The organism is Pseudomonas sp. UYIF39 (assembly GCF_029963765.1).
GTDB lineage: Bacteria > Pseudomonadota > Gammaproteobacteria > Pseudomonadales > Pseudomonadaceae > Aquipseudomonas.
In genome coordinates, this window is record NZ_JALBYU010000013.1 from 129,393 (window position 1) to 155,867 (window position 26,475).

Sequence of the window (26,475 nt, forward strand, 5' to 3'; positions counted from 1 at the left end):
GTGACAGCATGAGTCAGGATTGGGATGCCGGTCGGCTGGACAGCGACCTCGATGGCGTAGCGTTCGATACCCTGGCCGTACGCGCCGGCCAGCACCGCACGCCGGAAGGCGAACACGGTGATCCGATGTTCTTCACTTCCAGCTACGTATTCCGTACCGCCGCCGATGCGGCGGCACGCTTTGCCGGTGAAGTGCCGGGTAACGTTTACTCGCGTTACACCAACCCGACCGTGCGTGCGTTCGAAGAGCGCATTGCCGCGCTGGAAAGCGCCGAACAAGCTGTGGCCACGGCGACAGGCATGGCCGCGATCATGGCGGTGGTGATGAGCCTCTGCAGCGCTGGCGATCACGTGCTGGTATCGCGCAGCGTATTCGGTTCGACCATCAGTCTGTTCGAGAAGTACTTCAAGCGCTTTGGCATTGAGGTCGATTACGTACCTCTGGCGGATTTGTCCGGCTGGGATGCGGCGATCAAGGCCAACACTAAATTGCTGTTCGTCGAATCGCCATCCAACCCGCTGGCTGAACTGGTGGACATCGCTGAGCTGTCGAAAATCGCTCACGCCAAAGGCGCGATGCTGGTGGTCGACAACTGCTTCTGCACCCCAGCGTTGCAGCAGCCGCTGAAGATGGGCGCGGACATCGTCGTGCACTCGGCAACCAAGTTCATCGACGGCCAAGGCCGTTGCATGGGCGGTGTTGTGGCCGGTCGCAGCGAGCAGATGAAAGAAGTCGTCGGTTTCCTGCGCACTGCGGGGCCAACCTTGAGCCCGTTCAATGCCTGGATTTTCCTCAAGGGCCTCGAAACCCTGAACCTGCGGATGAAGGCGCATTGCGCCAACGCCCAGCAACTGGCCGAGTGGCTGGAGCAACAGGACGGCATCGAGAAAGTCCATTACGCCGGCCTGAAAAGCCATCCGCAGCACGAACTGGCCCAGCGTCAGCAAAAGGGCTTCGGCGCGGTGGTCAGCTTTGAGGTCAAGGGCGGCAAAGAGGGCGCCTGGCGCTTTATCGATGCGACCCGTCTGATTTCGATCACGGCCAACCTCGGTGATACCAAAACCACCATTACCCACCCGAGCACGACCTCCCACGGCCGTCTGGCGCCACAAGAGCGTGAAGCAGCGGGCATTCGTGACAGCCTGATCCGCATTGCGGTCGGTCTGGAAGACGTGGCCGACCTGCAAGCCGATCTGGCGCGCGGGTTGGCTGCCTTGTGATCGAGTTGTCCACGCCGACCACCGGCACCAATGGCCGCGTCGCACTGGTCACGGGTGCTGCGCGGGGCATTGGTCTGGGGATCTCAGCCTGGCTGATCAGCGAAGGCTGGCAGGTGGTGCTGACTGATCTTGATCGAGTACGCGGTTCGAAAGTGGCGAAGGTGCTCGGCGACAACGCCTGGTTCATCGCCATGGACGTCTCGAACGAAGGGCAGGTGGCATTGGGCGTCGCCGAAGTGCTGGGGCAGTTCGGGCGTCTGGATGCGCTGGTGTGCAACGCGGCGGTTGCCGATCCGCACAACATCACCCTTGAAAGCCTTGATCTGGCGTACTGGAATCGGGTGCTGGCAGTGAATCTCAGTGGGCCGATGCTGTTGGCCAAGCACTGTGCGCCGTACCTGCGCGCTCACAGCGGCGCGATCGTCAACCTGGCCTCGACCCGCGCCGGGCAGTCGGAACCCAACACTGAGGCTTATGCGGCGAGCAAGGGCGGCCTGTTGGCCCTGACTCATGCCTTGGCGATCAGCCTCGGGCCGGAAATCCGCGTCAATGCGGTCAGTCCGGGTTGGATCGATGCGCGGGATCCCTCCGCACGTCGTGCAGAACCTCTGACCGATGCCGATCATGCCCAGCACCCGGCGGGCAGGGTAGGGACGGTCGAGGACGTGGCGGCGATGGTCGCCTGGCTGTTGTCGAAGAACGCCGGTTTTGTCACGGGCCAGGAGTTCGTGGTCGATGGCGGCATGACCAAGAAGATGATTTACAGCGAGTAATTCGAGCAGGGGCCGCGACAGCGGCGGCTTGAGGTTGCAGGCGGCCGTGGGCAGCGCTGCGGGAAATGACATGATTTTGTCTTTTTCAGAAAAACTTCAAGCGGGGTATTGACTTAGCTTCGGTATCTGCGTAAATTTCGCGGCCTCGGAGATGCAAACGGGTGATTAGCTCAGCTGGGAGAGCGTCTGCCTTACAAGCAGAATGTCGGCGGTTCGATCCCGTCATCACCCACCACTTCCGAGAGTCTTGCGAAAGCAAGATGGAAGCTTTTAAAAGCCTCCACCGACGCGCAGCGGTAGTTCAGTCGGTTAGAATACCGGCCTGTCACGCCGGGGGTCGCGGGTTCGAGTCCCGTCCGCTGCGCCATATTTTCCGAGTCAGGTTCGCCTGCCTCGAGATTGAAAAGCCTCGAAGCTTTCAGTCAGACAAGTTACTTGGACGCAAGTCCAAAGCGATACGCAGCGGTAGTTCAGTCGGTTAGAATACCGGCCTGTCACGCCGGGGGTCGCGGGTTCGAGTCCCGTCCGCTGCGCCATATCTGCTTCAAGGCCCACTGAACGCCTTGGAGCTACGAAGAAAGCTGCTGGTAAAGCCAGTGTATACTTCGAGTCGATAGCAAAGACCCTGGTCGAAAGACCGGGGTTTTTTGTGTCTGCGATTTGGCTTTTCTCCTTGTCCCCGCAACCATGGGTATTCGCATCTGCCGGCCAAATGCGGTCGTGTGTCGAATTCTTACACCTCTCGACGATTTCCCTCAATAACGCTCAGCCCCGATTAACCGGTAGCTGCGTGGCAGAAACACCTGTCTCTCATTCGCGTACTCAAGTTTTTCCTGGGGGCAAAACGCACAAAGCGCTTGGTTTGAAGTCTCAACACTAATTAGAATGAGTCGCATTTAAAATATTTCTTTGCGCAGGGTTCCTTTAGATGAGTGATGCAGCGATGCCGGCGGCGCAAACCTTCCACGACCTGTACCGCGACCATCGTGGCTGGCTCGAGAGCTGGTTGAGACGACGCATGAGCAATGGCCATGATGCGGCGGACTTGAGCCAGGATACGTTCGTGCGTTTACTCGCCAGCTCCCAGCACATCGCTGACCTGCAAGAACCCCGCGCCTATCTGGCGACGGTCGGCAAGCGACTGCTCACCAATTTCTATAAGCGCCGCAGCCTGGAGCAGGCCTACCTCAGTGCGCTGGCGCTGCTGCCTGAGGACTGCGTGCCGTCGCCCGAGCAACGTTGGTTGCTGCTGGAAACCCTGCAAGCCCTGGATGAATTGCTCGATGGATTGCCGAGCGCGGTGCGCCAGGCGTTTCTCTGGAGTCAGTTGGAGGGCTTGGGTTATCACGAGATCGCTGAGCGCCTGCAAGTCTCCGAGCGCACGATCAAGCGCTACATGGCGCAAGCCTATGAGCATTGCCTGTTGGTGGATTTGTGATCGGTTCGGCCCCTTCGGCGCAAGACCGGCAAGTCGTGCGGGCTGCCGCTCAATGGCTGGCACTCATGGAGTCAGGCGCCGCCAATGAGCGCGATCATGCCAATTTGCAGCACTGGCGTGACAGCCATCCCAATCACGAACAGGCCTGGCAGAAAGCCCAACTCTTGCGCCAACGCTTTGCCGACCTGCCGTCGGCACTGGCCATGGCCAGCCTGGATCGGCCGCAGGCGAGTCGGCGCACGGTGCTCAAACGCGCCGTCGGGGCGGTGGCGTTGGTGCCAACCGCTTGGCTGATCAGCCGGCAGCTACCTCTGGATGTCTGGCGCGCTGACTTGCGAACCGCGACGGGGGAGGGCAAAAAAGTCCAGTTGGCCGATGGTAGCTCACTGCAATTGAACACCGCGAGTGCAGTCGATATCGACCTGAAGAATCGGCGACTGACACTCGTGGAAGGCGAAATAGCGCTGAATGTACCTGGCACCTCGCCGCTGACAATCCAGACGCACTTCGGGCAAGTGCTCGTCAGTCAGAGCGACGTGTGCATTCGTCAGGGGCTGATGGGGTGCAAGGTGTCAGTGCTTAAAGGTGCGGTGCAGTTGCAGCCTTTGCGCGGACCGGTCTTTTCATTGCGCGCAGGCCAGCAAGTCAACCTAAAGGCGATGGGGGCTGGACGCGTCGAATCTTTCGATGTGCTTGCCCCAAGCTGGCGCGACGGCGTGTTGATGGCACAGAACCAGCCCCTGGGCGATTTTCTGCGCGAACTCAGCACCTATCGCCCAGGCGTGCTGCGCTGGGAACCGGAACTCGAATCCCTGCGCGTCACCGGCAGTTTCCGTCTGGAAGACACCGATCGCATCCTGACGTTGCTGGCGGCCAGCTTGCCGCTGGAGGTGCATAGGCGAACCCGCTACTGGGTTACGTTGCTGCCGCGCAAAAATAGTGTCTGAGGCCTGTCCCTTTTTTTCGCGTCGCTTGTCATTCAAGGCAAGTAAAACGAAATCAGAGAGATTCGCAATGCCAGTAGTAATGCTCTGCAGTACGCGTCTGGGTTCTTCCAGGCTGCGCCCGTTGTTGCACTTGAGTCTGTTGCTGAGTCTGAGTGCCTGTCCGTTGTTCATCTCCGCCGGTTGGGCCGAAGACGCGCCTCGACGCAGTTACCAGGTGCCGGCAGGAAGCCTCAGCGCAGCGCTGACCCGTTTCGCCGGGCTGGCCGGGGTCAATCTGTCAGTGGACCCGGCACTGGTGGGTAGTCGCACCAGCCCTGGACTTTCCGGCGAATACGCGGTCGAGGAGGGCTTTGCCCGACTGTTGCAGGGTTCCGGTCTGCAACTGCAGCCGGTGGGCGAAGAGGCGTACATCGTGACCCCGGCGCCAGAAGGCGGCAGCCTGCAACTGGGCGCCACCTCGATTCTCGGTGCCATTGACCCGGTGGACGGCGATCCGTATGCCGGCGGCCAGGTCGCGCGCCGTGGTTCGCAAGGCTTGCTGGGCTCGAAAGACTTTATGGAAACGCCTTTCAGCATGACCACCTACACCAGTGAGGTGGTCAAAAACCAGCAGGCGCGTACCTTGGGCGACCTGATCGCCAACGATCCCTCGGTTCGTGCCACCAACCCGGCGGGTGGGCGCTATGAGCAGTTCACCATTCGCGGGCTGAGCCTGTTCAACAGTGATGTTTCCTACAACGGTCTCTACGGCGTCCTGCCGACCTATACGATCGACATGGAGATGGCCGACCGCGTCGATGTCCTCAAAGGCCCGAGCCAGCTCATCAACGGCATCTCGCCAAGGGGCAGCGTGGGAGGCGGTATCAACGTGGTGCCCAAGCGCGCAACCGACAAGCCCATCACTTCGTTCACCGGTAGCTACGCTTCCGGCAGCCAGGTCGGCGGTGCCGTGGATGTCGGCCGGCGCTTTGGTGAAGACAACAAGTTCGGTCTTCGTTTCAATGGCGTGAAGCAGTCCGGCGACACCGAATGGGATCACCAGAATGTCGACCGCGAGATGGCCGTCCTGGGCCTGGATTTTCGCGGTGAACGCCTGCGACTCTCGACGGACATCGGGCGCACCGAGCGTGATACCGATGCCCCGCAGGAGCGCGTGCAGGTTGGTCCTAACGCGCAGGTTCCGCATGCCAGCGATGTGCGCCACAACTATGCGCAGCCCTGGAGCAAGGCGAGTACCAACGACACTTTCGGCACGGTGAACGGCGAATTCGATGTCAACGATTCCGTCATGCTGTATGGCGGCGTGGGGGCACGTAAAAGTAATCATGACTTCCTCCGTCATGCCGTTTCGGTCACCAACGACGCTGGCGATTTCAGCGTTCAACCGCGTGACTTCACCCGTGACGAAAATGTCCGGACGGCCACAGCAGGGGTGCGCAACTGGTTTCATACCGGCCCGGTGAGCCATGAAGTCAACCTGGCTGCCAGCTATTACTACATGGACTTCGAAAATGGCGGCGCCCGTTATGCCGCAGCCCGCAGCAACCTCTATGACCCCGTGGAAACACCAACGCCTGTCAGACCTACGCGACAGGATTCGAAGGTCTACACCGAGAACCGTTCCACCGGCGTGGCGTTGTCCGACACCCTGGGTTTCTTCGATGACCGGCTGCTGCTGACCCTCGGCGCCCGCTGGCAGCGCGTGAAGGTTGACGACTGGACCGATAACGTCAGAGGCGACACCGCCTACGACGAGGAAAAGGTTTCGCCGTCGGGCGGCATCCTGTTCAAGGCGACCGACAAGCTGTCGCTGTATGCCAACTACATGGAAGGCCTGAGCCAGGGCAAGATCGCACCGTCGACCTCGGTGAACGAGGACGAGATCTTCCCGCCGTTCATCAGCCGCCAGGTCGAGGTCGGCGCCAAGTATGACGCCGGTGCGTTCGCCGTCACCGCCGCCGTGTTCCGGATCAAGCAGCCGGCTTACGAGACCAACGCCACGACACGCGTCTTCGGCCCGAACGGCAAGCGTGAGAACACGGGTGTGGAACTGAGTGTGTTCGGTGAACCGCTCGATGGTTTCCGCCTGCTCGGCGGTGTCATGTACATCGACAGCGAGTTGAGTAACACCACCAATGGCACCTTCGACGGCAACCGGGCGCCGGCCACGCCAAAATACAACGTCAACCTGGGCGCCGAGTGGGACGTGCCAACCGTACAGGGTCTGACCCTGACCAGCCGCGGCATTTATTCCAGCTCGCAGTACCTGGACCAGTCCAACAACAAGGAAATCGACTCCTGGGAGCGTTTCGACGTGGGCGCACGCTACGCGTTCAAGGTCGAGGAAAAGAACATCACCCTGCGTGCCAATGTCGAGAACGTGGCGAACAAGCGCTACTGGAGTTCGGCCGGGGCCTCGGATGACAGCGAGCCTGGCTTGACGCTGTCGACCCCGCGCACCTACCTACTTTCGGCGACCGTCGACTTCTGATTCACCCCTGTCATGCGCCCCAGGGACCGGGGCGTCTTCGTAGGACCATTACGTGATTCGTATAGAGGAAGGGCATATGCACACCCTCAGTTAATGAATAATCAAGACTCTTTCGTATAAGTAGCTACCTGTCGGTAACCTATACAGAAGTTGTCAGTTGCATTAAAAGATCATGGCTAGATCATGGCGCTTTCGGAGTTTTATACCAGGTTTATTAACTTGGTCTTTTGCGTGTCTGATAGTTTTTAAAGTAGTTAAAATTACTATACGTAAATTTCCAAATAGTATTAAGAATTAGTTGCAACAACTTGTTAATGAGAATAAGTTGCATATCGAATTTAACGAGGGATGAATCGATGTTGAATCATGGCGTATTGCACTCTAATCCTTTGCAAAAAACCAATGCCGACTATCTGGCTCGACAAAGCAAGTTCGAATCCAATGTGCGCAGTTATCCACGCAAGTTGCCGCTGGCCATCGCCAAAGCGCACGGGCTCTGGGTGACCGATGTTGAAGGCAATAGTTACCTCGACTGCCTGGCCGGCGCCGGCACTTTGGCCCTGGGGCACAATCATCCGGCCGTCATGGCCAGCCTCGACAGTTTCCTCGCCTCAGGCCTGCCGATGCATACCCTGGACCTGACCACCGCGGTCAAGGACGCCTTTAGCGAAACCTTGCTCAGCCTGTTGCCGAACCAGGGCCGTGATTACTGCCTGCAATTTTGCGGGCCATCCGGGGCGGATGCGGTGGAAGCCGCGCTGAAACTGGCGAAGACCTACACCGGGCGCAACAACATCATCAGTTTCTCCGGGGCCTACCATGGCATGACCCACGGCGCCCTGGCCCTGACCGGCAACACCGCGCCGAAAAATGCCATCGCCAGCCTGATGCCCGGGGTGCAGTTCATGCCGTACCCCCACGAATACCGTTGCCCGCTGGGCATTGGCGGTGAGGCCGGGGTCGAGGCCTTGACCCATTACTTCACCCAGTTCATCGAAGACGTCGAAAGCGGCGTGTCACTGCCGGCGGCGGTGATCCTTGAAGCGGTGCAGGGTGAGGGCGGGGTCAACTGTGCTCCGGCGAGCTGGCTGCGGGCGATCCGCGAGGTGACGCGCAAGCACGGCATTCTGCTGATCCTCGACGAAGTGCAGACCGGTTTCGCCCGCACCGGCAAGATGTTTGCCTTCGAACACGCCGACATCGAGCCGGACCTGATTGTCATGTCCAAAGCGGTCGGTGGCGGTTTGCCCATGGCCGTGCTGGGCATCCGTCGTGAATTCGACGCCTGGGAACCAGGCAATCACGCCGGCACTTTCCGCGGCAACCAGATGGCCATGGCCGCCGGGCTGGCCACGTTGCAGGTGCTACAACAGCAAAACCTCGCCGCCCAGGCCGAGCGTCGTGGCCAGTGGCTCAAGGACCGACTGGTCGAGTTGCAGGCGCATTATCCGGCCCTCGGCCAGGTGCGCGGTCGCGGCCTGATGCTGGGCATCGAAATCGTCGACGAGCGCCAGCCAGCTGATCGTCACGGGCATTTCCCGATGGACCCGGCGCTGGCCGTGGCCATCCAGCAACAGTGCTTCAAACAAGGCCTGTTGCTGGAACGCGGTGGGCGTAAGGGCAATGTCATCCGCTTGTTGCCGCCATTGATTATCGACGATGAACAATGCCAGCAAGTTATCCAGCGTTTTGATAACGCGATGGCTGCAGCGTTATTGCAGTTGCGCCCTTGATTGAATCAATCGAAGTTGCGCTCGCAGTCCGCCGAATTGAAGTTTGATGAGGTTGCTGCAAGTAACTTTGATGGTCGTCTGATTGTTTAAAAAGGTTCAGTGAAGTGATGTCGTTACGTGGGGTTTCGTCGGCTGTAAAACAGGTCGATCAGCAACTAATTTTTTCGCCATATAACGTGTCCAGTGGCCTCGCGGGCTACTGTGGAGCACCCATGACTCATCCAGATCGCAGTGTTTTATCGAATATGGTCAGTGAGTTGGCGACGACGCGCGCGTTGCTTAATTGTTTGATCAAAGAGTTTGCCTTGCCGGAAAACTGCCTCAGTTACAGTTGGCCGACGCAGATGCAAGGTATCGCCCCGGGCAGTTACCTCGAGGGTCTGGAATGGAAGGGCATTCCCCTGACCATCAAGCTGCCCAACCAGCAGCAGTTCTTTGTGATGGTGGACCGCCGTGATGGTCTGGGCAGTCACCGTTACCTGTCGGACGTTTATGCCCGGCGTGGCGAGGGCGGCTGGTCGTGCCTGAAGTTTGCCGAGTTCGTCGAGCAGTTGCTTGCGGCGTGCGAACACATGACCCGCGCCAGCAACGACGAGTTGCTGGATCAGGTGTTGCAAAGCCAGTTGCTGACCGCAGCGATCGTCGGCCACAACATGGACGGCCAGCACCCGGCACCGCTCAGCGGTTACCTCGCCAGCGAGCAGGGCTTGTGGTTCGGTCATCCGAACCACCCGGCACCCAAGGCGCGCCTGTGGCCAGCTCATCTGGCCCAGGAAACCTATGCCCCGGAATTCCAGGCCCGCACGCCGTTGCACCTGTTCGAGGTGCCGCTGGAAGGTTTGAGCGTCGGGGCCAACGGCCTGAGCAAATCCCAAGTGCTGGCCGGTTTTGCCGATCAAGCGCAGGCGCGGCCGGGGCACGCGGTTATCTGCATGCACCCGGTTCAGGCGCAGTTGTTCATGCAGGACGGTCGCGTACAGCGTCTGCTGAAATCTGCGGCCATCGTCGATCTTGGTGCCACAGGGCTGATGGCCAACCCCACGGCGTCCATCCGAACCTGGTACATCGAGGGCCATGAGTTTTTCATCAAGGGCTCGCTGAACGTGCGCATCACCAACTGCGTCAGGAAAAACGCCTGGTACGAACTGGAAAGCGCACTGATGATTGACCGAGTCTTTCGAAATCTCCAATCGACCCAGCCCGAAACCCTTGGCGGGCTTTCGGTGGTGGCAGAACCGGGCAATCTGAGCTGGGCGCCGCAACAGGCCAGCGAAGCGGATAACCACTGGTTCCGCGAACAGACCGGGGCGATCCTGCGGGAGAACTTCTGCCTCGACACCGGCACCGACTGCAGCATCATGGCCGGTACATTGTTCGCTCGTGGTCTGCATTTACCACCGTTGGTGCATGAGTTCCTGAGCCGCTTCAACGGCAATGACATCGACGATCAAACGTTGTTGAGCTGGTTCGACGACTATCAGGCGCTGCTGCTACGGCCGGTGCTGGCGCTGTTCTTCAATCACGGCATCGTCATGGAGCCGCACTTGCAGAACAGCGTGCTGGTGCATGACAACGGTCGTCCACAGCGCTTGCTGCTGCGGGATTTCGAAGGGGTCAAACTGACCGACGAACTGGGTGTTTCGCGGATCGACGCAGACGTTCATCCACGGGTGCGTGAGTCGCTGCTCTATTCCCGCCAGCAAGGCTGGAATCGCATCGTCTATTGCCTGTTCGTCAACAACTTGTCCGAGGCTGTACTGGCCTTGAGTTGGGAGCGTCCGCACCTGGCGCCGCTGATGTGGCAACGGGTGGAGCAGCAATTGATCAGCATCCGCGCCGAATTGGCCCGAGCTGCGCCGGAGTTGGACGCACTGATCGCCGGTCAGCCGATTGCCTGCAAAACCAACCTGAAAGTCCGTCTGGCCGCCAAGGCCGATCGCCAGGCCAGCTACGTCAGTCTGGTGTCCCCGTGGGGCAAGGAGGCCAAGCATGGATAAGCTGCCCGAAACGGTATTGGCCGCCATCGACGAAGCCCGCCTAAAACACGAAGACCCACTGGCGCTGTTCATCTACGACCTGGACGCGCTGAAACAGCACGTGACGCAGGTAATGGCGGCGCTGCCCGAAGGCGTGGAGCTTTACTACGCAATCAAGGCCAACAGCGAACCGCAAATCCTCGCCGCCGTGGCGTCGTTGGTGCACGGGTTCGAGATTTCCTCTGGCGGCGAGATCGATCGTCTCCAGGCCTGCCCGACGCGCAAGCCATTCATCTTCTCCGGCCCCGGCAAACTGGACTCCGATCTGCGTTCGGCGCTGCAACGCCAGGTCGAAGCGATTCACATCGAAAGTCTGAATGAAATCGTCCGTCTGCAACGGCTGGCACTGGAAGCGGGGCGCGTGCAAGACGTTTTGCTGCGGATCAACCCTGAACTGCCGTCGCCGCTCTCCAGCAAACTGGCGATGGCCGGCACGGCCACGCCGTTCGGGATCGATGAGTCGGAGCTGGCTCAGGCGGTCAGCTGGGTCGATAACGCCAGCCACCTGCGGCTCAAGGGCTTCCATGTGCATGCGATGTCCCATCAATCGCTGGTGGAGCGCCATGAGCAATTGCTCGATCTGTACCTTCAGCGTTGGCCGCAATGGAAAGCGTTGTCGGCCGATCCCGCGGCGATCACCCACCTCAATGTGGGCGGTGGCATCGGGGTCAATTACCTCGGGCCGCAGCAATTCGACTGGCAGCGCTTGTGTAGGCATTTGGGGCAGAGTCTTGCAGCGTGTGCCGATGCGCCCATCGTGCGCTTTGAGCCCGGTCGTTTCATCAGCGCCTTCTGCGGCTACTACGCCATTGAAGTGCTGGACAGGAAAACCAGTCACGGCCAGCACTTCCTGGTCTGTCGGGGCGGCACTCATCAGTTCCGTTTGCCGGTTGCCCAGGGCCATGATCACCCGGTCATTCATCTGCCCCGGCATCGCGTAACGTCAGCGGCGCCACAACAGGAGTGGACCGTCGTGGGGCAGCTCTGTACGCCCAAGGATGTGTTGAGCCGCGATTGCGCGCTCACCGGGGTGGAGATCGGCGACATGCTGGTGCTGCCGCTGGCGGGTGCCTATGGCTACAACATTTCCCATGCCGACTTCCTCTGTCATCCGCGACCGCTGCAGGTGTTTGTGCAGGAAGCCGGAGTCACCCTGTGGGATTGACGTTTGCCGTGCCGCGCTGGTTGGTGGTGGTCAATGTGTTGTTGGGCACGCTGACGGTCAGCCTGAACAACAGCTCGCTGAATCCGGCGTTGCCGGCATTCATGGAGGCCTTTCAGATCGGTCCGCTGTTGGCCACCTGGATTGTGGCGGCGTTCATGGTGAGCATGGGCATGACCATGCCCCTCACCAGTTTTCTCAGCCAGCGGATTGGGCGAAAATCCCTGTATTTGTGGGGCGTGGCGTTGTTTGTCTGCGGTTCGCTGTTGGGGGCGCTGGCCAACTCCATCGCGCTGGTGATTGCCGCACGCGTGGTGCAAGGCATCGCCAGCGGGCTGATGATTCCGCTGTCGCTGGCGATCATTTTTTCGGTGTACGCCAAGGGCGAGCGGGGCAGGGTTACCGGCCTGTGGGGCGCGGCGGTCATGCTGGCGCCGGCATTGGGGCCCTTGTGCGGGAGCCTGATGCTGGAGTGGTTCAGTTGGCGCTCGCTGTTCCTGATGAATGTGCCGATTGGCCTGCTGGCGTTGATCCTGGGCGTCGGCGTGCTGCCGGCTTCTGAAACATCGGAACGCAAACCTTTCGACCTGGCGGGTTACCTGTTGATCGCGGCGGGCATCGGCCTGCTGATGATCGCCGTTGGCCGTCTGCGCCATGCCGAAGCCCTCACTGATTCTCTCAACCTCGGCATGCTGTTGGCGGCGATCCTGTGTCTGATCGCGTTCGTAAGACTGGAGCTGAACCGGACTTCGCCGCTGCTCAACCTGCGCATCTTTGCCCTGCGCGGTTATCGCTTGAGCGTGATCATCGCCGTGGTGCAGTCGGTCGGCATGTTCGAATGCCTGGTCCTGCTGCCGCTGCTGGTGCAAGTGGTGATGGGCTACAGCGCTATCTGGACCGGCCTGTCGCTGCTGTGCACGGCGATGTTCGCCAGCCTGTTCGGGCATCTCGGCGGCAAGTGGCTGGACCGTCACGGCCCGCGAGGCGTGGTGTTCTGGGGGCTGCTGCTGACCGGGGGCGCCACATTGGGATTGGGCGTGCTGGGGGCTGGCGCTTCAATCGGTGTGGTGTTTTTTCTGATGATGGTCCGCGGCGCCGGGCTGGGCCTGTCCTATATCCCCATCACCACCGCCGGGCTCGATGCGCTGCCTGAAACGATGGTCACCCAGGGCGCGGCGATGAACAACATTTCCCGTCGTCTCGTCTCGTCGCTGGCCATCGTGATTGCCTCGCTCTGGCTGGAGTTTCGCCTGGCCGCCGAGACAGCGAGCGGCGTTGTTTCGCTGGCGACCCCGGGGGCGATCAGCGAGGTCTTCATGGCCACCGGCATCCTCGTCCTGCTGGCATTGCCCTGTGCCTGGCGTTTTCCCGTTCACGCATCCGACGAGCCGGCCGAGGCACTGCCCTCGGCCCTCGAACACCGTTAATTCTTTCATGGATAAGGTTATGACTATGGCGACTTCTTCACAGGCAACACCTCAGGCTGCGGATTCTGCGCCAGGCGTCTGGCTGGCAACGGCCGATCCGCGCCACTATCAGCAAGTGGAACAGCGCGTGGTGGGCCAGCTGCTGCAAACGCTGCTGTATGAAAACGTCCTGCCGTATCGCCATTCGCCCCTCGATGGCGGCCAGTACCGTTTTGTCGTCAGCGGGGTCGATGCGCAGCAGCAACCGGTGGAGTACCACTGCAGCGGATTGCTCAGTGAAAGCTTCGAGCTGATCCGCCTCGACTATGCCAGTCTCGAGCGCGTAGATGCGTTGGGCGCACGCAGCCGGCCGCACCTTCATCAAGCATTGGCGGAGCTGCTGAGCGAACTTCAGGACAGCCCGCACCTGCCACGCTTCACCCATGAGCTTGAACAAACGATGCTCAAGGATCTGCAATCGCGCAGTCAGGGTTATCAAGCGGCCAAGCCAACCCATCAACTGGATGTCGATGCGCTGGAACAGCACTTCATGGACGCCCACAGCTATCACCCTTGCTACAAATCGCGCATCGGTTTCTCGCTCAAGGACAACGCCCGTTACGGGCCGGAATTTGCCGCGCCCATCGCGATTGTCTGGCTGGCCGTCGCCAAATCCTGCGGCGCGATGAACATCTCACGGCACCTGGAATTCGACGGGTTTATCCAGCAGGAATTCGGACTCCAGCGCTGGCAGCAGCTCTCGGCGAATCTGCGCGATCAAGGCAAGTCGATGGAAGATTACTGGCTGATTCCGGTGCACCCATGGCAGTGGGAAAACGTCATCGTTCCTGTGTTCTACCCAGAACTGGTTAGCGGTGATGTGATCTATCTGGGCACTACGGATGACCGTTATCAGGCGCAGCAGTCGATCCGCACCCTGGCCAACGTCACTGAGAAAAAGCGGCCTTACGTCAAGCTCGCGCTGAGCATGACCAATACCTCCAGCACCCGAATTCTGGCCCGGCATACGGTGATGAACGGCCCGATCATCGCCGACTGGTTGCAGCAGTTGATTGGCAGCGACAGCACCGCTCGCGATCTTGGCTTTGTGATTCTCGGCGAAGTGGTTGGCGTCAGCTTTGACTACGATCATCTACCCGCCACGCGGATGTCCCAGGCCTACGGCACGATGGGCACCCTGTGGCGCGAGAGCATTCACCATTACCTGCAAGATGATGAGCAAGCGGTGCCGTTCAATGGTTTGAGCTCCGTGGACAATCGCTACGGCAGCGGCGAACAGACCCCGTTCATCGACGCCTGGATCACTCAGTACGGCCTGCACGCCTGGACCCGTCAACTGTTGCAGGTGGCAGTGTCGCCGATCATTCACATGCTGTACGCCGAAGGCATCGGCATGGAATCCCATGGGCAGAACATCGTCCTGATCGTGAAGCAGGGCTGGCCGCAACGTATTGCCCTGAAAGACTTCCATGACGGGGTGCGCTATTCGCCGCAACACCTGGGGCGCCCCGATCTGTGCCCGACCCTGGTGCCGCTGCCCGCCAGCCACGCCAAGCTCAATCGCAATTCGTTCATCCTCACCGACGACCTGGAGGCGGTCCGGGATTTTTCCTGTGATTCGTTCTTTTTCATCGCGCTGGCCGAGATGGCGATCTTCCTGCATCAGCACTATCAGCTCGACGAGGCTCGGTTCTGGAAAATGACCGCCGAGGTGATCACCACCTACCAGGCTGAACATCCGCAACACCGTCCGCGTTATGCAGCGTTTGATGTTTTCGCGCCGTTCTATGAAGTGGAGGAGCTGACCAAGCGCCGCCTGCTGGGCGACGGCGAACGTCGTTTCAAATCGGTGCCGAATCCGCTGCACGCCTTCCGGCCGCAATCATGCTGAGGACCAATCTGCTCAAGCAGAAGCTCAGAACAGGTGAGCCGGTCTACGGCCTGATCAGCTCGATTCCGTCGCCTGCGGCCATCGAGCTGATCGCCGAGGCGGGTTTTGATTTTGTGATCATCGATATGGAACACGTGCTGATCAATCCCGAGACCGTGGAGAACATGATCCGCACCGCCGAGAGTTACGCGATGACCCCGCTGGTGCGGGTGGCGGATCTCAACCCGAAAACCCTGCTGCGCCTGCTCGATGGCGGTGCCCAGGGCATTGTCTTGCCGATGATCGAAGGCCCTGAACCCCTGGCCGAAAGCATTCGTGCCTGCAAATACCACCCGCAGGGCACCCGCAGCCTGAATGCCGGGCGCCCCGGTGCCTTTGGCAAACACAGCCTGGCGGAGTACGTCGCACTGGCCAACGAGCAAATCATGGTCGTGGCGATGATCGAAAGTGCCGAAGGTGTGCGGCGGGCGGCAGAGATTGCCTCCGTGCCCGGCCTCGACATGATCCTCGAAGGGGCCGCCGACTTATCGCAATCGATGGGCATACCCTGGCAGATCGACCGGCCCGAGGTGCAGCAAGCGCTGCTCTCCAGCTGGCAAGCGGCGAGTGCCGCGGGCGTGCCGTATTGCGCGATTCCACGTCAGCCGGGCGACCACGAACGGTGGTTGGCTCGGGGCGTAAAAAGTTTTGTTTTGGGTGACGAGCGTGGCATCGCTTTTCGTGCCCTCCAGGCCAGATTGGCCGCCACTTCAGCAGAAGGAAAATAATCGGATGAACTTCACCACAATGGCCGCCGACAGGGTGATGCAGGATCTGGTCGATTGTTTGCTGGCCGAACATTTTTTCGGGACCGAGCCGCTGAATCTGGTGACGCCCTCGTCATCGGCGGATCAGCCGTTTACCGGGTTGAGCGCCGAACAACGAATCTGGGAATGGCCCAGCGATCCCCAAGGTTGCATCGTCATTGCACTGCGTCCCGGCATTACCCAGCAATGGGAGAAAGTGCCGGGCACGCCGGTTTGGGCGCGACAGAATGACCAGCTGACCGCGCTGTCACCCGAGGCTTTCACGACCCAGGTATTGGCAGGGATGACCGATCGCTACCCGGACAATGAAAAAGGCTTCGCCCTGTTTCTGGATGTGCTGCGCACCAGCGTCCGGCAAACCGAGTTGTCCCTGGCCCATCGGGTCGACAGCGAACGCTTGCTGGAAAAAAGCAACGCGGACTTTTTCCTGGCGATGGAGCAGTGGGCTTCGTTGCGTGATCGTCCCTACCATCCGCTGGCCAAGGCCAAGCAGGGTTTGGATGACGCGGAATATCAGCAGTATCAGGCGGAGTTCGCCCGTCCGGTGGCACTCAATTGGGTTGCGGTCGATCGCACGTTGCTGCAATGCGGCGACGGCGTAACGGACCTGGCACAGAGTTATCCCGCCCAGTACCTGTTGCCGCCGCTGTTGCAGGCCAACTTGCAACAAGAGCTGCAGCAGCGGGGCATTGCCCAGAGCCACATCGCGCTGCCGGTGCACCCGTGGCAGTTCGAACACGTGCTGGAGGCACAGCTCGGCGACGCTTTCACCAAGGGTGATTGCCATCGACTGGACTTCACCGACGGTGATTTTTTCGCCACCTCGTCGTTACGCTCGATGACCCCGTGCTTCAACAGTGCCGATTACCTCAAGTTGCCGATGGCGATCTACTCGTTGGGCGCGTCGCGTTATTTACCCGCAGTAAAAATGATCAACGGCGGCTTGAGCGAGGCGCTGCTGCGTCAGGCACTGAGCAAAGATCAAACCCTGCAACAGTCGCTGCACCTGTGCGACGAAACCAAATGGTGGGCGTTCATGCCGCCAGACGCGACGCTGTTCGACGAAGCGCCGCGTCACCTGTCGGCCATGGTGCGCGGCTATCCGCCCGTGCTGCTCGAAGACCCGGACTGCCGACTGGTGCCCATGGCGGCATTGGGCACACCGCTGCCGGGCAGTAATCAACACTTCTTCGATGACTGGATGGGCTACCGCCAACTGCCGGCCAACGCTGCGTCGGTGATGACGCTGTTCCGCGAGCTGTGCCACAGCTTCTTCGATATCAACCTGCGGATGTTCCGCATCGGCATGCTCGGAGAAATTCACGGTCAGAACGCGGTGCTGGTGTGGAAGGCCGGTTACGCCCAGGGCTTGCTGTTGCGCGACCACGATTCGTTGCGCATCTTCGTGCCGTGGCTGGAACGCAACGGTCTGGCCGACCCGGCTTACCGGTTGAAGAATGGGCACGCCAACACGCTGTACCACGAGCGCCCTGAAGACCTGCTGTTCTGGTTGCAGACCCTGGGCATTCAGGTCAACTTCCGCGCCATCATCGATACGCTGGCTGAGGTCTACGCATTGCCGGCGACCGGGTTATGGACGGCGATGGGCGAAGTGCTCAACGAGTTGATCGACACCCTCGAGTTTGACGCCGAGGCGCGGGTCATGATCAAGCATCAGCTGTTCGAAGCGCCACATTGGCCGCAGAAATTGCTGCTCACCCCGATGATCGAACGCGCGGGTGGCCCTGGCAGCATGCCGTTTGGCAAAGGGCAGGTGGTCAACCCGTTTCACAGGCTCGATCGCAATGCCTGAACCGCGACGTGAACCCTCCAGGCGCACGCTGTTGCGCCTGTCCCTGGGGGCGCTCGCCCTCAGGTTTTCCGTGCCGGCGTGGGCCGAGGCCGACGCCGCGCCGTTGCGGGTGATCACCTTGTTTCAGGGCGCCACCGACAGCGCCGTGGTGTTGGGCGTGACCCCGTGCGGCGTGGTCGATTCCTGGAGCGAAAAACCGACCTATCGTTACTTGCGCGCAGCACTGGGCGCTGTGCCCCATGTCGGGTTGGAGACCCAGCCCAGTCTTGAAGACATCGCGTTGCTCAAGCCGGACTTGATCGTTGCCTCGCGCTTTCGCCATGAGCGCATTGCACCGTTACTCAAGCAGATCGCCCCGGTGCTGATGCTGGAGGAAGTGTTTGAATTCAAAAAGACCCTGGCACTGATGGGTGCTGCATTAAACCAGCAACAGAGGGCCGACGAGATTCTGAACCGATGGCAGCAACGCGTGGCACAACTGTGTGAGCAACTGCAGCAGACATTTGCCGGACGCTGGCCGCCCACGGTGTCGATTCTGGACATCCGCGAAGACCATATCCGCAGTTATTTGCCGGCGAGTTTTCCGGGCTCCGTGCTCAGCGAACTGGGATTCAACTGGAGTGACAGCAGCCGGGAGGCGAGCGGGGTGTCGATCAAACTCACCAGCAAGGAAAGCCTTGCGGTGGTGAATGCCGACATCTTTTTTGTGTTCCTGCGCGCACAGAACGCGGCGGTGCAACGCAACTACGAGAGCCTGGTGCAACACCCGTTGTGGAAGCAGATGCGTGCCCCGCAGCAAGGACAGGTGTGGCAAGTCGATGGTGTCGCCTGGAGTCTGTCGGGCGGGATGTTGGGGGCGAACCTGATGCTTGACGACGTGGCCCGCGTGGCCGCCGCGCAGGTGGCCTCATGAGCTCGGGAGTCAAGCTGTGCAGTGCGGGTGTCGTGTTGCTGCTGTGCTGCTGTGCTGCGTGTTAAGCCTGGCGGTCGGTGCGACCTGGATTCCACTGCCACAGATTGCCGCGGCGTTTGTCCATCCCGACCCGCTGAGTATGAGTCATGTGCTGGTGGCCACCACGCGTCTGTCGCGCACCCTGATGGCGATTTCCGTAGGCGCCAGCCTGGCGGTCGCGGGCGCCCTGATGCAGGCACTGACCCGCAATCCGTTGGCGTCACCCGGGCTGTTCGGGATCAATGCCGGTGCGACTTTTTTTATCATCCTGTTTTCCTCGATTTTCTCGCTGTCATCCCCGGACGCCTGGCTATGGTCGGCGTTCATTGGCGCCGCCGTGGCGGGTTGTCTGGTGTGGCTGATCGGCAACATGGGGCAAGGCAGTCTCAGTCCGCTGCGCATCGTGCTGGCGGGCGCGGCGATCGCCGCGTTGTTCTCCGCCTTCAGCCAGGCGCTGCTGGTGGTGAATCAGGATGGCTTGGACACGGTGCTTTTCTGGATGGCCGGTTCGTTGTCCAAACGCAACCTGTCGAACGCCGCACCCTTATTGCTGACTGATGTGTTCGGGTTGTCGGGGGCGCTGTTGCTGGCCGGGCAGGTCAACGTACTGCACGCCGGGGAAGAGATTGCCATGGGCCTGGGGCAGCGAACCGGCCTGATCCGGCTGCTGATGAGCGTGCTGGTGATCTGTCTCGCGGGCAGCGCGGTGGCGTTGGCCGGCAGCATTGGTTTCATTGGTCTTCTGGTGCCGCACATGGTGCGCAAGGAGTTGTCCATCGACCATCGCTGGTTGCTGCCTGGTTGTGCGCTGCTCGGCGCCATTCTTCTGCTGTTGGCGGACACGCTGTCGCGGGTTTTGATCCTGCCTCAGGAGGTGCCGGTGGGGGTGATGACGGCGCTGTTCGGCGCACCGTTTTTCATCATGTTGGCCCGGCGTGGAGGTCGTTATGGATAGGGTGGTGACCTGGCGCCGAGGCGGGTATTCCCGGCGGGTCAACCTTTCAACGTGGTGGCGGTTGGCAACGGCGCTGGTGCTGACGGTGCTAGTGACGCTCGGCTCGTTATCGTTGGGGAAAGTCATCCTTTCGCCCCTTGAGGTGATGCGAATCCTGTTTTCCAGTCAGGACGCCAGCCTGACGTTGATCGTCGAGCAACTGCGCTTTCCACGTATTGTGCTGGCGGCACTGGTGGGGGCTGCTTTGTCGGTGTCCGGGCTGATCCTGCAAAGCATCATCCGCAACCCGCTGGCATCGCCGGACCTGCTCGGCATCACCAGCGGTGCCAGCGCCGCCGCCGTGCTTTACCTGTCGTTCTTGTCCACGACGCTGGGGCAACAGTTTCTGCCCCTGGCCGCGATGCTCGGTGCGGCTCTGGCAACATTGGCCATTTATCTGCTGGCCTGGAAACAGGGGGCCTCACCGCTGCGGCTGGTGCTGATCGGCGTGGGCGTCTCGGCGATGTTGATGGCGGCGACCACTTTCATTCTGGTGTTCAGTCCGCTGACCACCACTCTGTCGGCCTACGTCTGGCTGACGGGCAGCGTGTACGGCGCCAGTTGGCCCGAACCGCTGGCGCTGGCGGGCTGGTTGTTGGGTATTTGCCCGCTGCTGGTGCTGCTGGCCCGTCAGGTGATGGTGCAACAGTTGGATGACAACCTGGCCCAGGGCATCGGCGTGCGTGTGCAATGGCTGCGGGCGGGTTTGTTGCTGGTGAGTGTGGCGTTGGCCGGGGCAGCCATTGCCTGGGGTGGGGCCATCGCCTTTGTCGGGCTAATTGCGCCGCACATTGCCAAGCGTCTGGTGGTACCCGGTTTCGCTGGGCAGGCCGTGATGGCGGCCCTGGTCGGAGCCAATCTGGTGATGCTGGCGGACTTGGTCGGACGCACGCTGTTTTTGCCCCTGGATCTGCCGGCCGGGATCTTTGTCGCGGTGCTGGGCACGCCCTTTTTTCTCTATTTGTTGATTAAACAACGTCATTAAGGAATTCAACGTATGACGTCGATTGCAAGTCGCGGCCTGACCCTGAGTTATCAGCGCCAGGTGATTATTGACGCGCTGGACATGCAACTGCCCAAGGGCAAGATCTCGGTGCTGATTGGCAGTAATGGCTGCGGCAAAAGCACCTTGCTCAGATCCTTTGCCCGACTGCTGAAACCGCAGCAAGGTTCGGTGATTCTCAACGGTGTGGATATCCAGCAAAAATCCACAGCGGCGGTGGCGCGTGAGTTGGCCATCCTGCCTCAGACACCGACGGCGCCGGAGGGCATTACCGTTCGCCAACTCGTGGCTCTGGGTCGATACCCTTATCAGAGCTGGATGCAGCAGTGGTCGACCGAGGATGAAGCCATGGTCAATCGCGCGCTGACGCAGACCAGTCTGCAGGCGCTGGCGGATCGACCGGTGGATGCCTTGTCCGGTGGCCAGCGCCAGCGTGCGTGGATCGCCATGACCCTGGCCCAGGACACCGGCATTGTGCTGCTGGATGAGCCGACAACCTTCCTCGACCTGGCTCACCAGATTGAAGTGCTGGATCTGCTGCGCGACCTCAATCGGCTCGAGAACAAAACCATCATCATGGTGCTTCACGATCTCAACCTGGCCTGTCGTTATGCGGACCATATGGTCGCGGTGCATGAGCGTACGGCATTTGCCCAGGGCCGGCCTGAGGACGTCTTGACTCAGGCGCTGGTCAAAACGGTGTTCGACCTCAACTGCAGGATTATTCCTGACCCGTTCTTTGGTACGCCGATGTGCATCCCGTTTGGTCGGGAACTGCCGCAATGAGTCTGGCTCGTTACTTCACCGCGCAAGAGTGGAGCGTACTGGGCAGTGGGTTGCGGTTGAAGGACGGCGCCGAACGTGACCCATTACGCTCGCTGATGGCGCGTGATCTGTTGCAGGAGGATGTGTGCGAGCGTTTGCTGGACGCATTGAGTCCGGTCATTGGCTCACCGTCGCGGGCGATCACCGCCTCGCTGCTGGGTAAGCGCCTGTCGTTCCTGGCCACCGGCGCCTGTTTGTACGCCATGTCGGTGTACGACAAAGGACTGCTGCTGTCGCCGGACAACACGGTGATCGAATACGGCCACGATGACGGGCTGTGGACGTCTTCGATGCCGCTGACTCATTCCCTGCCGCTGACGTACGGGGCAGGTGAGCGCGAGGCCTGGCGGGAAGCCCTGGTGCAGTCACTGTTTGCCGGGCTGTTGAAGCCGCTGTGGCAAACCTTCAACCGTGTGAGTGGCGTTTCCCGGCGCATCCTCTGGGAAAACACCGCTGTGCGGGTGTATTCGCTGTACGAAAAACGCATGGCGAAAATCGACGAGCCGTCGGTACGCGAACGCTATGAAGCGGACTTCAGGTGGTTGCTGACTCAGGCAGAACCTGCGCTGTTCGGCCTCGATTACAACCCGCTGAGCCATTTCCACCGACCGCCGACGCTGGTCGACGAGGGGCAGCGCAGCATTCGCTTTCGGCGAACCTGCTGCTTCTACTACCTGGCTACTGAGCCCGCTGAATATTGTTCGACCTGCCCACTGCTGCGTCCGGGGAAATGCCGATGAATTATCAAATCAACCCTCGCCAGCAGCTCGTCACCCCGGAGTTGCTCAACGCCTACCGGTCGATCCCTTCGTCAACCATCGGCCATTTTTCCGATCGGGGTTTCCTGCGGGGGATCAAGCCGTTGTTCAACGACATCCGCATGATCGGCAACGTCGTCACCGTCAAAGTCTTCCCGCCCGATGGCAGCATTTTGCGTGAAGCGCTGTTGCTGAGTGAGCCGGGCGACGTGCTGGTGATCGAATGTGTGGGCGACGAGGAGTGTGGCTGTTGGGGCGAACTGCGCACCCTGGCCGGTCTGATCAAAGGGTTGGCCGGGGTGGTGGTGTCGGGTGCCGTCACGGATGTCAGTGCATTGCGTCGCCATGGGTTGCCGATCTTTTGTCGGGACGTCAGTGCGTACACGACTCGCGGTATTGGCGCCCGTGGGGAGGTCAATCGGTCGATCAATATGGGCGGGGTTCAGGTGCAGCCGGGGGACCTGGCCATTGGTGATGATGACGGTGTCTTCATCCTCGATGCCCGGCGTGCGGCCGAGCTGCTGCCTGAGTTACTGGCCAAAGAAGAAATCGACGAACGGCGCCGCGCGGAATTCCTGCAGAGACTCGACGCTCGGCTGACCTGAAACTGTTATCTGCTCATCGATTTGTTGCAGCGCAATGCGGCAATCCTTTGATTCTTCGGTCAGAATTTTGTAACTGGTTGTTTGCCGCAAGCGCAGAAACCTTTAAAGTTAACCTTTCGGTCAGCTTTGCACTGTCAACACAGCCCTTTGAATCGTCGAAAAGGGCTTCTGCAAGACTCGAGATCCCCAGAACATAACCAGAAGGGCGGACCCATAACCGCCCAGAGGATGATCCATGTCCAACCGTGATATATCCCGGCGCTCGTTCCTACAGGGCGGGCTGGTGGCGGGTGTGAGCGTCACACTTACACCGCTCAGCAGTCAGGCGCTGGCAGCCCTGATGGAAAATAGCGTGACCGTGCCGTCCGAGCAGTGGCTCGGCAACAATGGCAAGGCACGCTCGCGTAACGATGCCTTGTCGAAGGTCTGCGGCAGCAAAGTCTTTGCCCGCGACATCCGCGCCAAGGACATGCCGGGCTGGCCCCAGCAACAGGGCCACGCCATGTTGCTGAAAACCATCAAGGCCGACCGCATCTACGCAGGGTACGACCTGGCGTGGCTCGGCGCCGAGTTGCAACCGGACCGCATCGTCACCGCCGCCGACCTGGACAAGGACGGCATCGTCTTCCCGGAAGAGCACGCGCCTGATCCGCTGCTGCCGGAAGGCAAAGTGCCGATGTTCATCGGTCATCCGGTGGCGATCCTGATCTGGAACGACTTCGAGCGCTTCCGCCAGGCCAAGGCCAAACTCAAATTCAATGACAAAGCAATCCGCTACGGCGATATAGCGCCGTTCTACGAAGGCGATCCCTATGGCAGCTTCCGCTACGTGCGCGTCGGCGGCGCGACCTCGGCGGACGAAGACGAATTCGCCAGCCTCAAGGATTCGATCCTGTTCCCGATGCTGAAAAACCGTCGTCCGGTGTGGAATTCCCAGCCGGACCTGCACGGCAACCTGACCGAGCGCGGCCTGTTTTACGCCGACCGGATGAAGCAGCAAATCGACAGCCCGCCAGACAACTGGCTGGTGTTCGACGAGCGCTACAAAACCCCGTCAATCGAACCCGCTGCGATGGAGCCGGACAACGGCAACGGCTGGTACGACCCGGCGACCAAGACCCTGCATTTTGTCGTCGCCACCCAGTGCCCACTGGAAGCCGCCACCGAAACCGCGAAGATGATCGCGCCGTCGCGTTTCGGCCTGGCCAACCTGAACATGCACCCCGGTTACACCGTGGGTTACGGTTCAAAGGACCACAACATCTTCGTCTACTACGCAGCCCTTGCCGCGTTGTACGGCGCCGGCGTGCCGGTGCGTCTGGCCAACGACCGCTACGAGCAATTCCAGAGCGGCATCAAGCGTCACTCGTTCGACATCCGCTACCAACTGGCGGTGGACAAGACCGATCACAGCTTCAAGATTTTCCGCGCCGAGATGAGCGTCGACGGCGGCGGGCGGATCAACTACAGCCCATCGGTGGCGGCGGTTGGTGCCACGGCGGCGCAGTCGATCTACTACATGCCGCAGAACGATTTGCAGGTCACGGCCTATCATTCCCGCGCCGTTGAGGCCGGGTCGATGCGTGGTTACGGTACGCTGCAAAGCATGGCTTCCACCGAGATGATGGTGGATGAAATTGCCGATCGCCTGGGCATCGACGCCATTGCTCTGCGCAAGAAAAACGCCATGGTCTCGGGCATGAAAAACACCCAGGGCGCGGTGCCGGCGGGTGCGTTGCGCCTGCACGAGATTCTCGACAAGGCGGCCGTTCACGAGGTCTGGAAAAACCGCGACGCGATCAAAAAACAACGCGAAGCGCAGGACCCGGATCACTGGTACGGCGTCGGTTTTGCGATTTGCCAGAAAGACTTCGGCACCGGTTCCGAAGCGCCGATGGCCAGCATCGAATTCACCGCCGAGGGCCACGTGACCCTGCGCCATATCGGCATCGAAATCGGCACCGGCATGTCCACCTCTCAAGCCTTGGTCGTAGCCGATTTCCTCGGCGTTCCGGCAACTGAAGTGAAGACCGGCGAAACCGAATGGAAAGAGTTGCAACTCACCAGCGGTGGCAACCCTTACATCATGAGCCAGGCTGAGCAGGACAGCTTGCTGCGCAACCCGCGCTGGGTCGGCAAATTGGCCTCGGCCTCGTCGGCGACCAACTCCGCTTACTACTTCAGCCATGCCACCCGTGAAGCGGCGCGCGTGCTGTTCAATCACGGCTTGTGGCCGGCGGCGTTGCAGATCTGGGGCCAGGGACCTTACGGCGGCCAGGCCAACCCTTACGTGGTGCGCCGCGAGGACGCGCATTGGGTCGACGGCAAACTCACCGCCAACGGCATGCAACCGCTGAGCTTCGAACAGCTGGCCAAAAACGCCCACGAAAAGGGGCTGGTGACCGGCGCCACCGTGCACGGTTTCAACCGGTGGAGCTGGGCCGAGGCCGATTTCAGCATCGACGGCGTGCGTGAACGCCTGCCGCTGGATGGCTTGGCCGTGAAGTACGGCGACGGTGCGCCAAACGCGAAGAAGGCGCAGATGACCAGCGCCGGTTTCCATCTGCTGGATCGCCAGAACGTGCACTACCCGGACACCCAGTTGAACAACGCGGCGGTGACTTACTACAGCCCGGTCGCGACGCTGGTGGAATTGAAAGTGAACAAGGGCTCCGCCGAAGTACAAGTGCTCAACCATCACTCGTGGGTCGAGTGCGGTCGGGTGCTGGTGGAAGAACTGGTCAAAGGTCAGCTCGAAGGCGGGATCGCCATGGGCATCGGCCATGCGTTGATGGAAGAGATGCCGCTGTACGAAGGTGGGCCGGGGGAGGGTGACTGGAACTTCAACCGATACCGCTTGCCGATGGCGCGACACGTTGCGGTCTGGAAACAGACGGCGGAGATCCTGCCGCCGTTGTCGCCGAGCGATCCATCGAAGGGCATCGCCGAAGTGGTGATGATCCCGGTGGTCGGTGCCATCGGCAACGCCGTGGCCCACGCCATCGGTAAACGCGTTCGCGACCTGCCTATCACTTCTGCTCGCATCAAGGAGGCCCTCAATGGCTAACCGTCCGCTTCAGCTGACCCTCAACGGTCAATCCGTCGGCCCGGTGGACATCCCTGATGACCTGCCGATGATCGACTACCTGCACGAATACAAAAACCTTACCGGCTCGCGCCTCGGCTGCGGACAGGGTATCTGCCATGCCTGTGTGGTGATCGTAGATAACCCGGACGGCACCAGCGAAGAAGTGCGCACCTGCATCACTGGCGCACATTACTTCGAAGGTAAAAAAGTGCGGACCATCGAAGGCCATGCGACCCGCGATGAGCAGGGCAAGGTCACCGCGCTGAACCCGATCCAGCAGCGTTTCGTCGATGAATTCGCTTTCCAGTGCAGCTATTGCGCGCCGGGCTTCGTGAATGCGGCGACTGTGTTGGTGGAAAAACTTCAGCGTCAGCCGATCGTTAAAAGTCAGCTGGAAAAAGTCATCGAGGACAGCCTCGGTCACCACATCTGCCGCTGCACCGGCTACGTGCGCTACTACAGCGCGACGCGCAACGTGCTGACCGATCTCGGCCTGGTCAAGGAGGGTTAAGC

At 60.6% G+C, this 26,475-nt stretch carries 20 protein-coding genes and 3 tRNA genes; all 23 read left to right on the plus strand.

Features of this window, described 5'->3' with window-relative positions:
* Positions 1-8: 8 nt before the first annotated feature.
* The 23 genes from MO767_RS18690 to MO767_RS18800 all read left to right on the plus strand — a co-directional run bounded on the left by MO767_RS18690 (position 9) and on the right by MO767_RS18800 (position 26,473).
* The gene (locus MO767_RS18690) at positions 9-1,220 is read left to right on the plus strand and encodes an O-succinylhomoserine sulfhydrylase (protein WP_282481710.1); all 1,212 of its coding nucleotides are present in this window, start codon (positions 9-11) and stop codon (positions 1,218-1,220) included.
* Positions 1,217-1,993, plus strand: a complete 777-nt coding sequence (locus MO767_RS18695) for an SDR family oxidoreductase (RefSeq protein ID WP_282481711.1) — start codon at positions 1,217-1,219, stop codon at positions 1,991-1,993. Before MO767_RS18690 ends, MO767_RS18695 begins: the two co-directional genes overlap by 4 nt.
* Positions 1,994-2,152: 159 nt before the next feature.
* Positions 2,153-2,228 (plus strand) — tRNA-Val (locus MO767_RS18700).
* 55 nt (positions 2,229-2,283) lie between these two features.
* Positions 2,284-2,360: transfer RNA gene (locus MO767_RS18705), tRNA-Asp, on the plus strand.
* 92 nt (positions 2,361-2,452) lie between these two features.
* Positions 2,453-2,529: transfer RNA gene (locus MO767_RS18710), tRNA-Asp, on the plus strand.
* Between the two features lie 392 nt (positions 2,530-2,921).
* Positions 2,922-3,431 carry a sigma-70 family RNA polymerase sigma factor gene (locus MO767_RS18715; protein WP_282481712.1) on the plus strand — a complete coding sequence of 170 codons (510 nt, stop codon included), beginning with the start codon at positions 2,922-2,924 and terminating at the stop codon, positions 3,429-3,431.
* The gene (locus MO767_RS18720) at positions 3,428-4,378 is read left to right on the plus strand and encodes a FecR domain-containing protein (RefSeq protein ID WP_282481713.1); all 951 of its coding nucleotides are present in this window, start codon (positions 3,428-3,430) and stop codon (positions 4,376-4,378) included. The genes MO767_RS18715 and MO767_RS18720 overlap by 4 nt, the downstream gene beginning before the upstream one ends.
* Before the next feature lie 67 nt (positions 4,379-4,445).
* Entirely contained in the window at positions 4,446-6,869 is a 2,424-nt protein-coding gene (locus MO767_RS18725; protein ID WP_282481714.1) for a TonB-dependent receptor, read from the plus strand.
* Between the two features lie 356 nt (positions 6,870-7,225).
* The gene (locus MO767_RS18730) at positions 7,226-8,602 is read left to right on the plus strand and encodes a diaminobutyrate--2-oxoglutarate transaminase (protein WP_282481715.1); all 1,377 of its coding nucleotides are present in this window, start codon (positions 7,226-7,228) and stop codon (positions 8,600-8,602) included.
* A 212-nt stretch (positions 8,603-8,814) separates the two neighbouring features.
* Positions 8,815-10,599 carry an IucA/IucC family protein gene (locus MO767_RS18735; RefSeq protein WP_282481716.1) on the plus strand — a complete coding sequence of 595 codons (1,785 nt, stop codon included), beginning with the start codon at positions 8,815-8,817 and terminating at the stop codon, positions 10,597-10,599.
* Positions 10,592-11,803, plus strand: coding sequence for a type III PLP-dependent enzyme (locus tag MO767_RS18740; RefSeq protein WP_282481717.1), 1,212 nt, complete (start codon positions 10,592-10,594; stop codon positions 11,801-11,803). The genes MO767_RS18735 and MO767_RS18740 overlap by 8 nt, the downstream gene beginning before the upstream one ends.
* A complete protein-coding gene (locus MO767_RS18745) occupies positions 11,800-13,227 on the plus strand; it encodes a DHA2 family efflux MFS transporter permease subunit (protein WP_282481744.1) in 1,428 nt (475 codons plus the stop codon). Before MO767_RS18740 ends, MO767_RS18745 begins: the two co-directional genes overlap by 4 nt.
* Before the next feature lie 19 nt (positions 13,228-13,246).
* A complete protein-coding gene (locus MO767_RS18750; RefSeq protein WP_282481718.1) occupies positions 13,247-15,118 on the plus strand; it encodes an IucA/IucC family protein in 1,872 nt (623 codons plus the stop codon).
* A complete protein-coding gene (locus tag MO767_RS18755) occupies positions 15,112-15,885 on the plus strand; it encodes an aldolase/citrate lyase family protein (protein ID WP_282481719.1) in 774 nt (257 codons plus the stop codon). The genes MO767_RS18750 and MO767_RS18755 overlap by 7 nt, the downstream gene beginning before the upstream one ends.
* 4 nt (positions 15,886-15,889) lie before the next feature.
* Positions 15,890-17,737: an IucA/IucC family protein gene (locus MO767_RS18760; protein ID WP_282481720.1), complete on the plus strand. Its 1,848-nt coding sequence runs from the start codon at positions 15,890-15,892 to the stop codon at positions 17,735-17,737.
* Positions 17,730-18,650, plus strand: a complete 921-nt coding sequence (locus MO767_RS18765) for an iron-siderophore ABC transporter substrate-binding protein (protein ID WP_282481721.1) — start codon at positions 17,730-17,732, stop codon at positions 18,648-18,650. The genes MO767_RS18760 and MO767_RS18765 overlap by 8 nt, the downstream gene beginning before the upstream one ends.
* A 16-nt stretch (positions 18,651-18,666) precedes the next feature.
* Positions 18,667-19,644: an iron ABC transporter permease gene (locus MO767_RS18770; RefSeq protein ID WP_282481722.1), complete on the plus strand. Its 978-nt coding sequence runs from the start codon at positions 18,667-18,669 to the stop codon at positions 19,642-19,644.
* Positions 19,637-20,668, plus strand: a complete 1,032-nt coding sequence (locus MO767_RS18775) for an iron ABC transporter permease (RefSeq protein ID WP_282481723.1) — start codon at positions 19,637-19,639, stop codon at positions 20,666-20,668. Before MO767_RS18770 ends, MO767_RS18775 begins: the two co-directional genes overlap by 8 nt.
* Positions 20,669-20,680: 12 nt before the next feature.
* Positions 20,681-21,472: an ABC transporter ATP-binding protein gene (locus tag MO767_RS18780; protein ID WP_282481724.1), complete on the plus strand. Its 792-nt coding sequence runs from the start codon at positions 20,681-20,683 to the stop codon at positions 21,470-21,472.
* Entirely contained in the window at positions 21,469-22,251 is a 783-nt protein-coding gene (locus MO767_RS18785; RefSeq protein ID WP_282481725.1) for an IucA/IucC family C-terminal-domain containing protein, read from the plus strand. The genes MO767_RS18780 and MO767_RS18785 overlap by 4 nt, the downstream gene beginning before the upstream one ends.
* Positions 22,242-22,874, plus strand: a complete 633-nt coding sequence (locus MO767_RS18790; protein WP_282481726.1) for an RraA family protein — start codon at positions 22,242-22,244, stop codon at positions 22,872-22,874. The genes MO767_RS18785 and MO767_RS18790 overlap by 10 nt, the downstream gene beginning before the upstream one ends.
* A gap of 235 nt (positions 22,875-23,109) precedes the next feature.
* Positions 23,110-25,941, plus strand: coding sequence for a xanthine dehydrogenase family protein molybdopterin-binding subunit (locus tag MO767_RS18795; RefSeq protein ID WP_282481727.1), 2,832 nt, complete (start codon positions 23,110-23,112; stop codon positions 25,939-25,941).
* On the plus strand, positions 25,934-26,473 hold the full coding sequence (locus MO767_RS18800) for a (2Fe-2S)-binding protein (RefSeq protein WP_134421300.1): 540 nt from the start codon (positions 25,934-25,936) through the stop codon (positions 26,471-26,473). Before MO767_RS18795 ends, MO767_RS18800 begins: the two co-directional genes overlap by 8 nt.
* Positions 26,474-26,475: the final 2 nt, after the last annotated feature.

What these genes read in the sequence shown, in the direction of transcription:
- MO767_RS18690 (WP_282481710.1), top strand. Translation starts at nt 9, where the DNA reads ATGAGTCAGGATTGGGATGCCGGTCGGCTGGACAGCGACCTCGATGGC.
- MO767_RS18715 (WP_282481712.1), top strand. Translation starts at nt 2,922, where the DNA reads ATGAGTGATGCAGCGATGCCGGCGGCGCAAACCTTCCACGACCTGTAC.
- MO767_RS18725 (WP_282481714.1), top strand. Translation starts at nt 4,446, where the DNA reads ATGCCAGTAGTAATGCTCTGCAGTACGCGTCTGGGTTCTTCCAGGCTG.
- MO767_RS18730 (WP_282481715.1), top strand. Translation starts at nt 7,226, where the DNA reads ATGTTGAATCATGGCGTATTGCACTCTAATCCTTTGCAAAAAACCAAT.
- MO767_RS18735 (WP_282481716.1), top strand. Translation starts at nt 8,815, where the DNA reads ATGACTCATCCAGATCGCAGTGTTTTATCGAATATGGTCAGTGAGTTG.
- MO767_RS18740 (WP_282481717.1), top strand. Translation starts at nt 10,592, where the DNA reads ATGGATAAGCTGCCCGAAACGGTATTGGCCGCCATCGACGAAGCCCGC.
- MO767_RS18750 (WP_282481718.1), top strand. Translation starts at nt 13,247, where the DNA reads ATGACTATGGCGACTTCTTCACAGGCAACACCTCAGGCTGCGGATTCT.
- MO767_RS18755 (WP_282481719.1), top strand. Translation starts at nt 15,112, where the DNA reads ATGCTGAGGACCAATCTGCTCAAGCAGAAGCTCAGAACAGGTGAGCCG.
- MO767_RS18760 (WP_282481720.1), top strand. Translation starts at nt 15,890, where the DNA reads ATGAACTTCACCACAATGGCCGCCGACAGGGTGATGCAGGATCTGGTC.
- MO767_RS18765 (WP_282481721.1), top strand. Translation starts at nt 17,730, where the DNA reads ATGCCTGAACCGCGACGTGAACCCTCCAGGCGCACGCTGTTGCGCCTG.
- MO767_RS18775 (WP_282481723.1), top strand. Translation starts at nt 19,637, where the DNA reads ATGGATAGGGTGGTGACCTGGCGCCGAGGCGGGTATTCCCGGCGGGTC.
- MO767_RS18780 (WP_282481724.1), top strand. Translation starts at nt 20,681, where the DNA reads ATGACGTCGATTGCAAGTCGCGGCCTGACCCTGAGTTATCAGCGCCAG.
- MO767_RS18785 (WP_282481725.1), top strand. Translation starts at nt 21,469, where the DNA reads ATGAGTCTGGCTCGTTACTTCACCGCGCAAGAGTGGAGCGTACTGGGC.
- MO767_RS18790 (WP_282481726.1), top strand. Translation starts at nt 22,242, where the DNA reads ATGCCGATGAATTATCAAATCAACCCTCGCCAGCAGCTCGTCACCCCG.
- MO767_RS18795 (WP_282481727.1), top strand. Translation starts at nt 23,110, where the DNA reads ATGTCCAACCGTGATATATCCCGGCGCTCGTTCCTACAGGGCGGGCTG.
- MO767_RS18800 (WP_134421300.1), top strand. Translation starts at nt 25,934, where the DNA reads ATGGCTAACCGTCCGCTTCAGCTGACCCTCAACGGTCAATCCGTCGGC.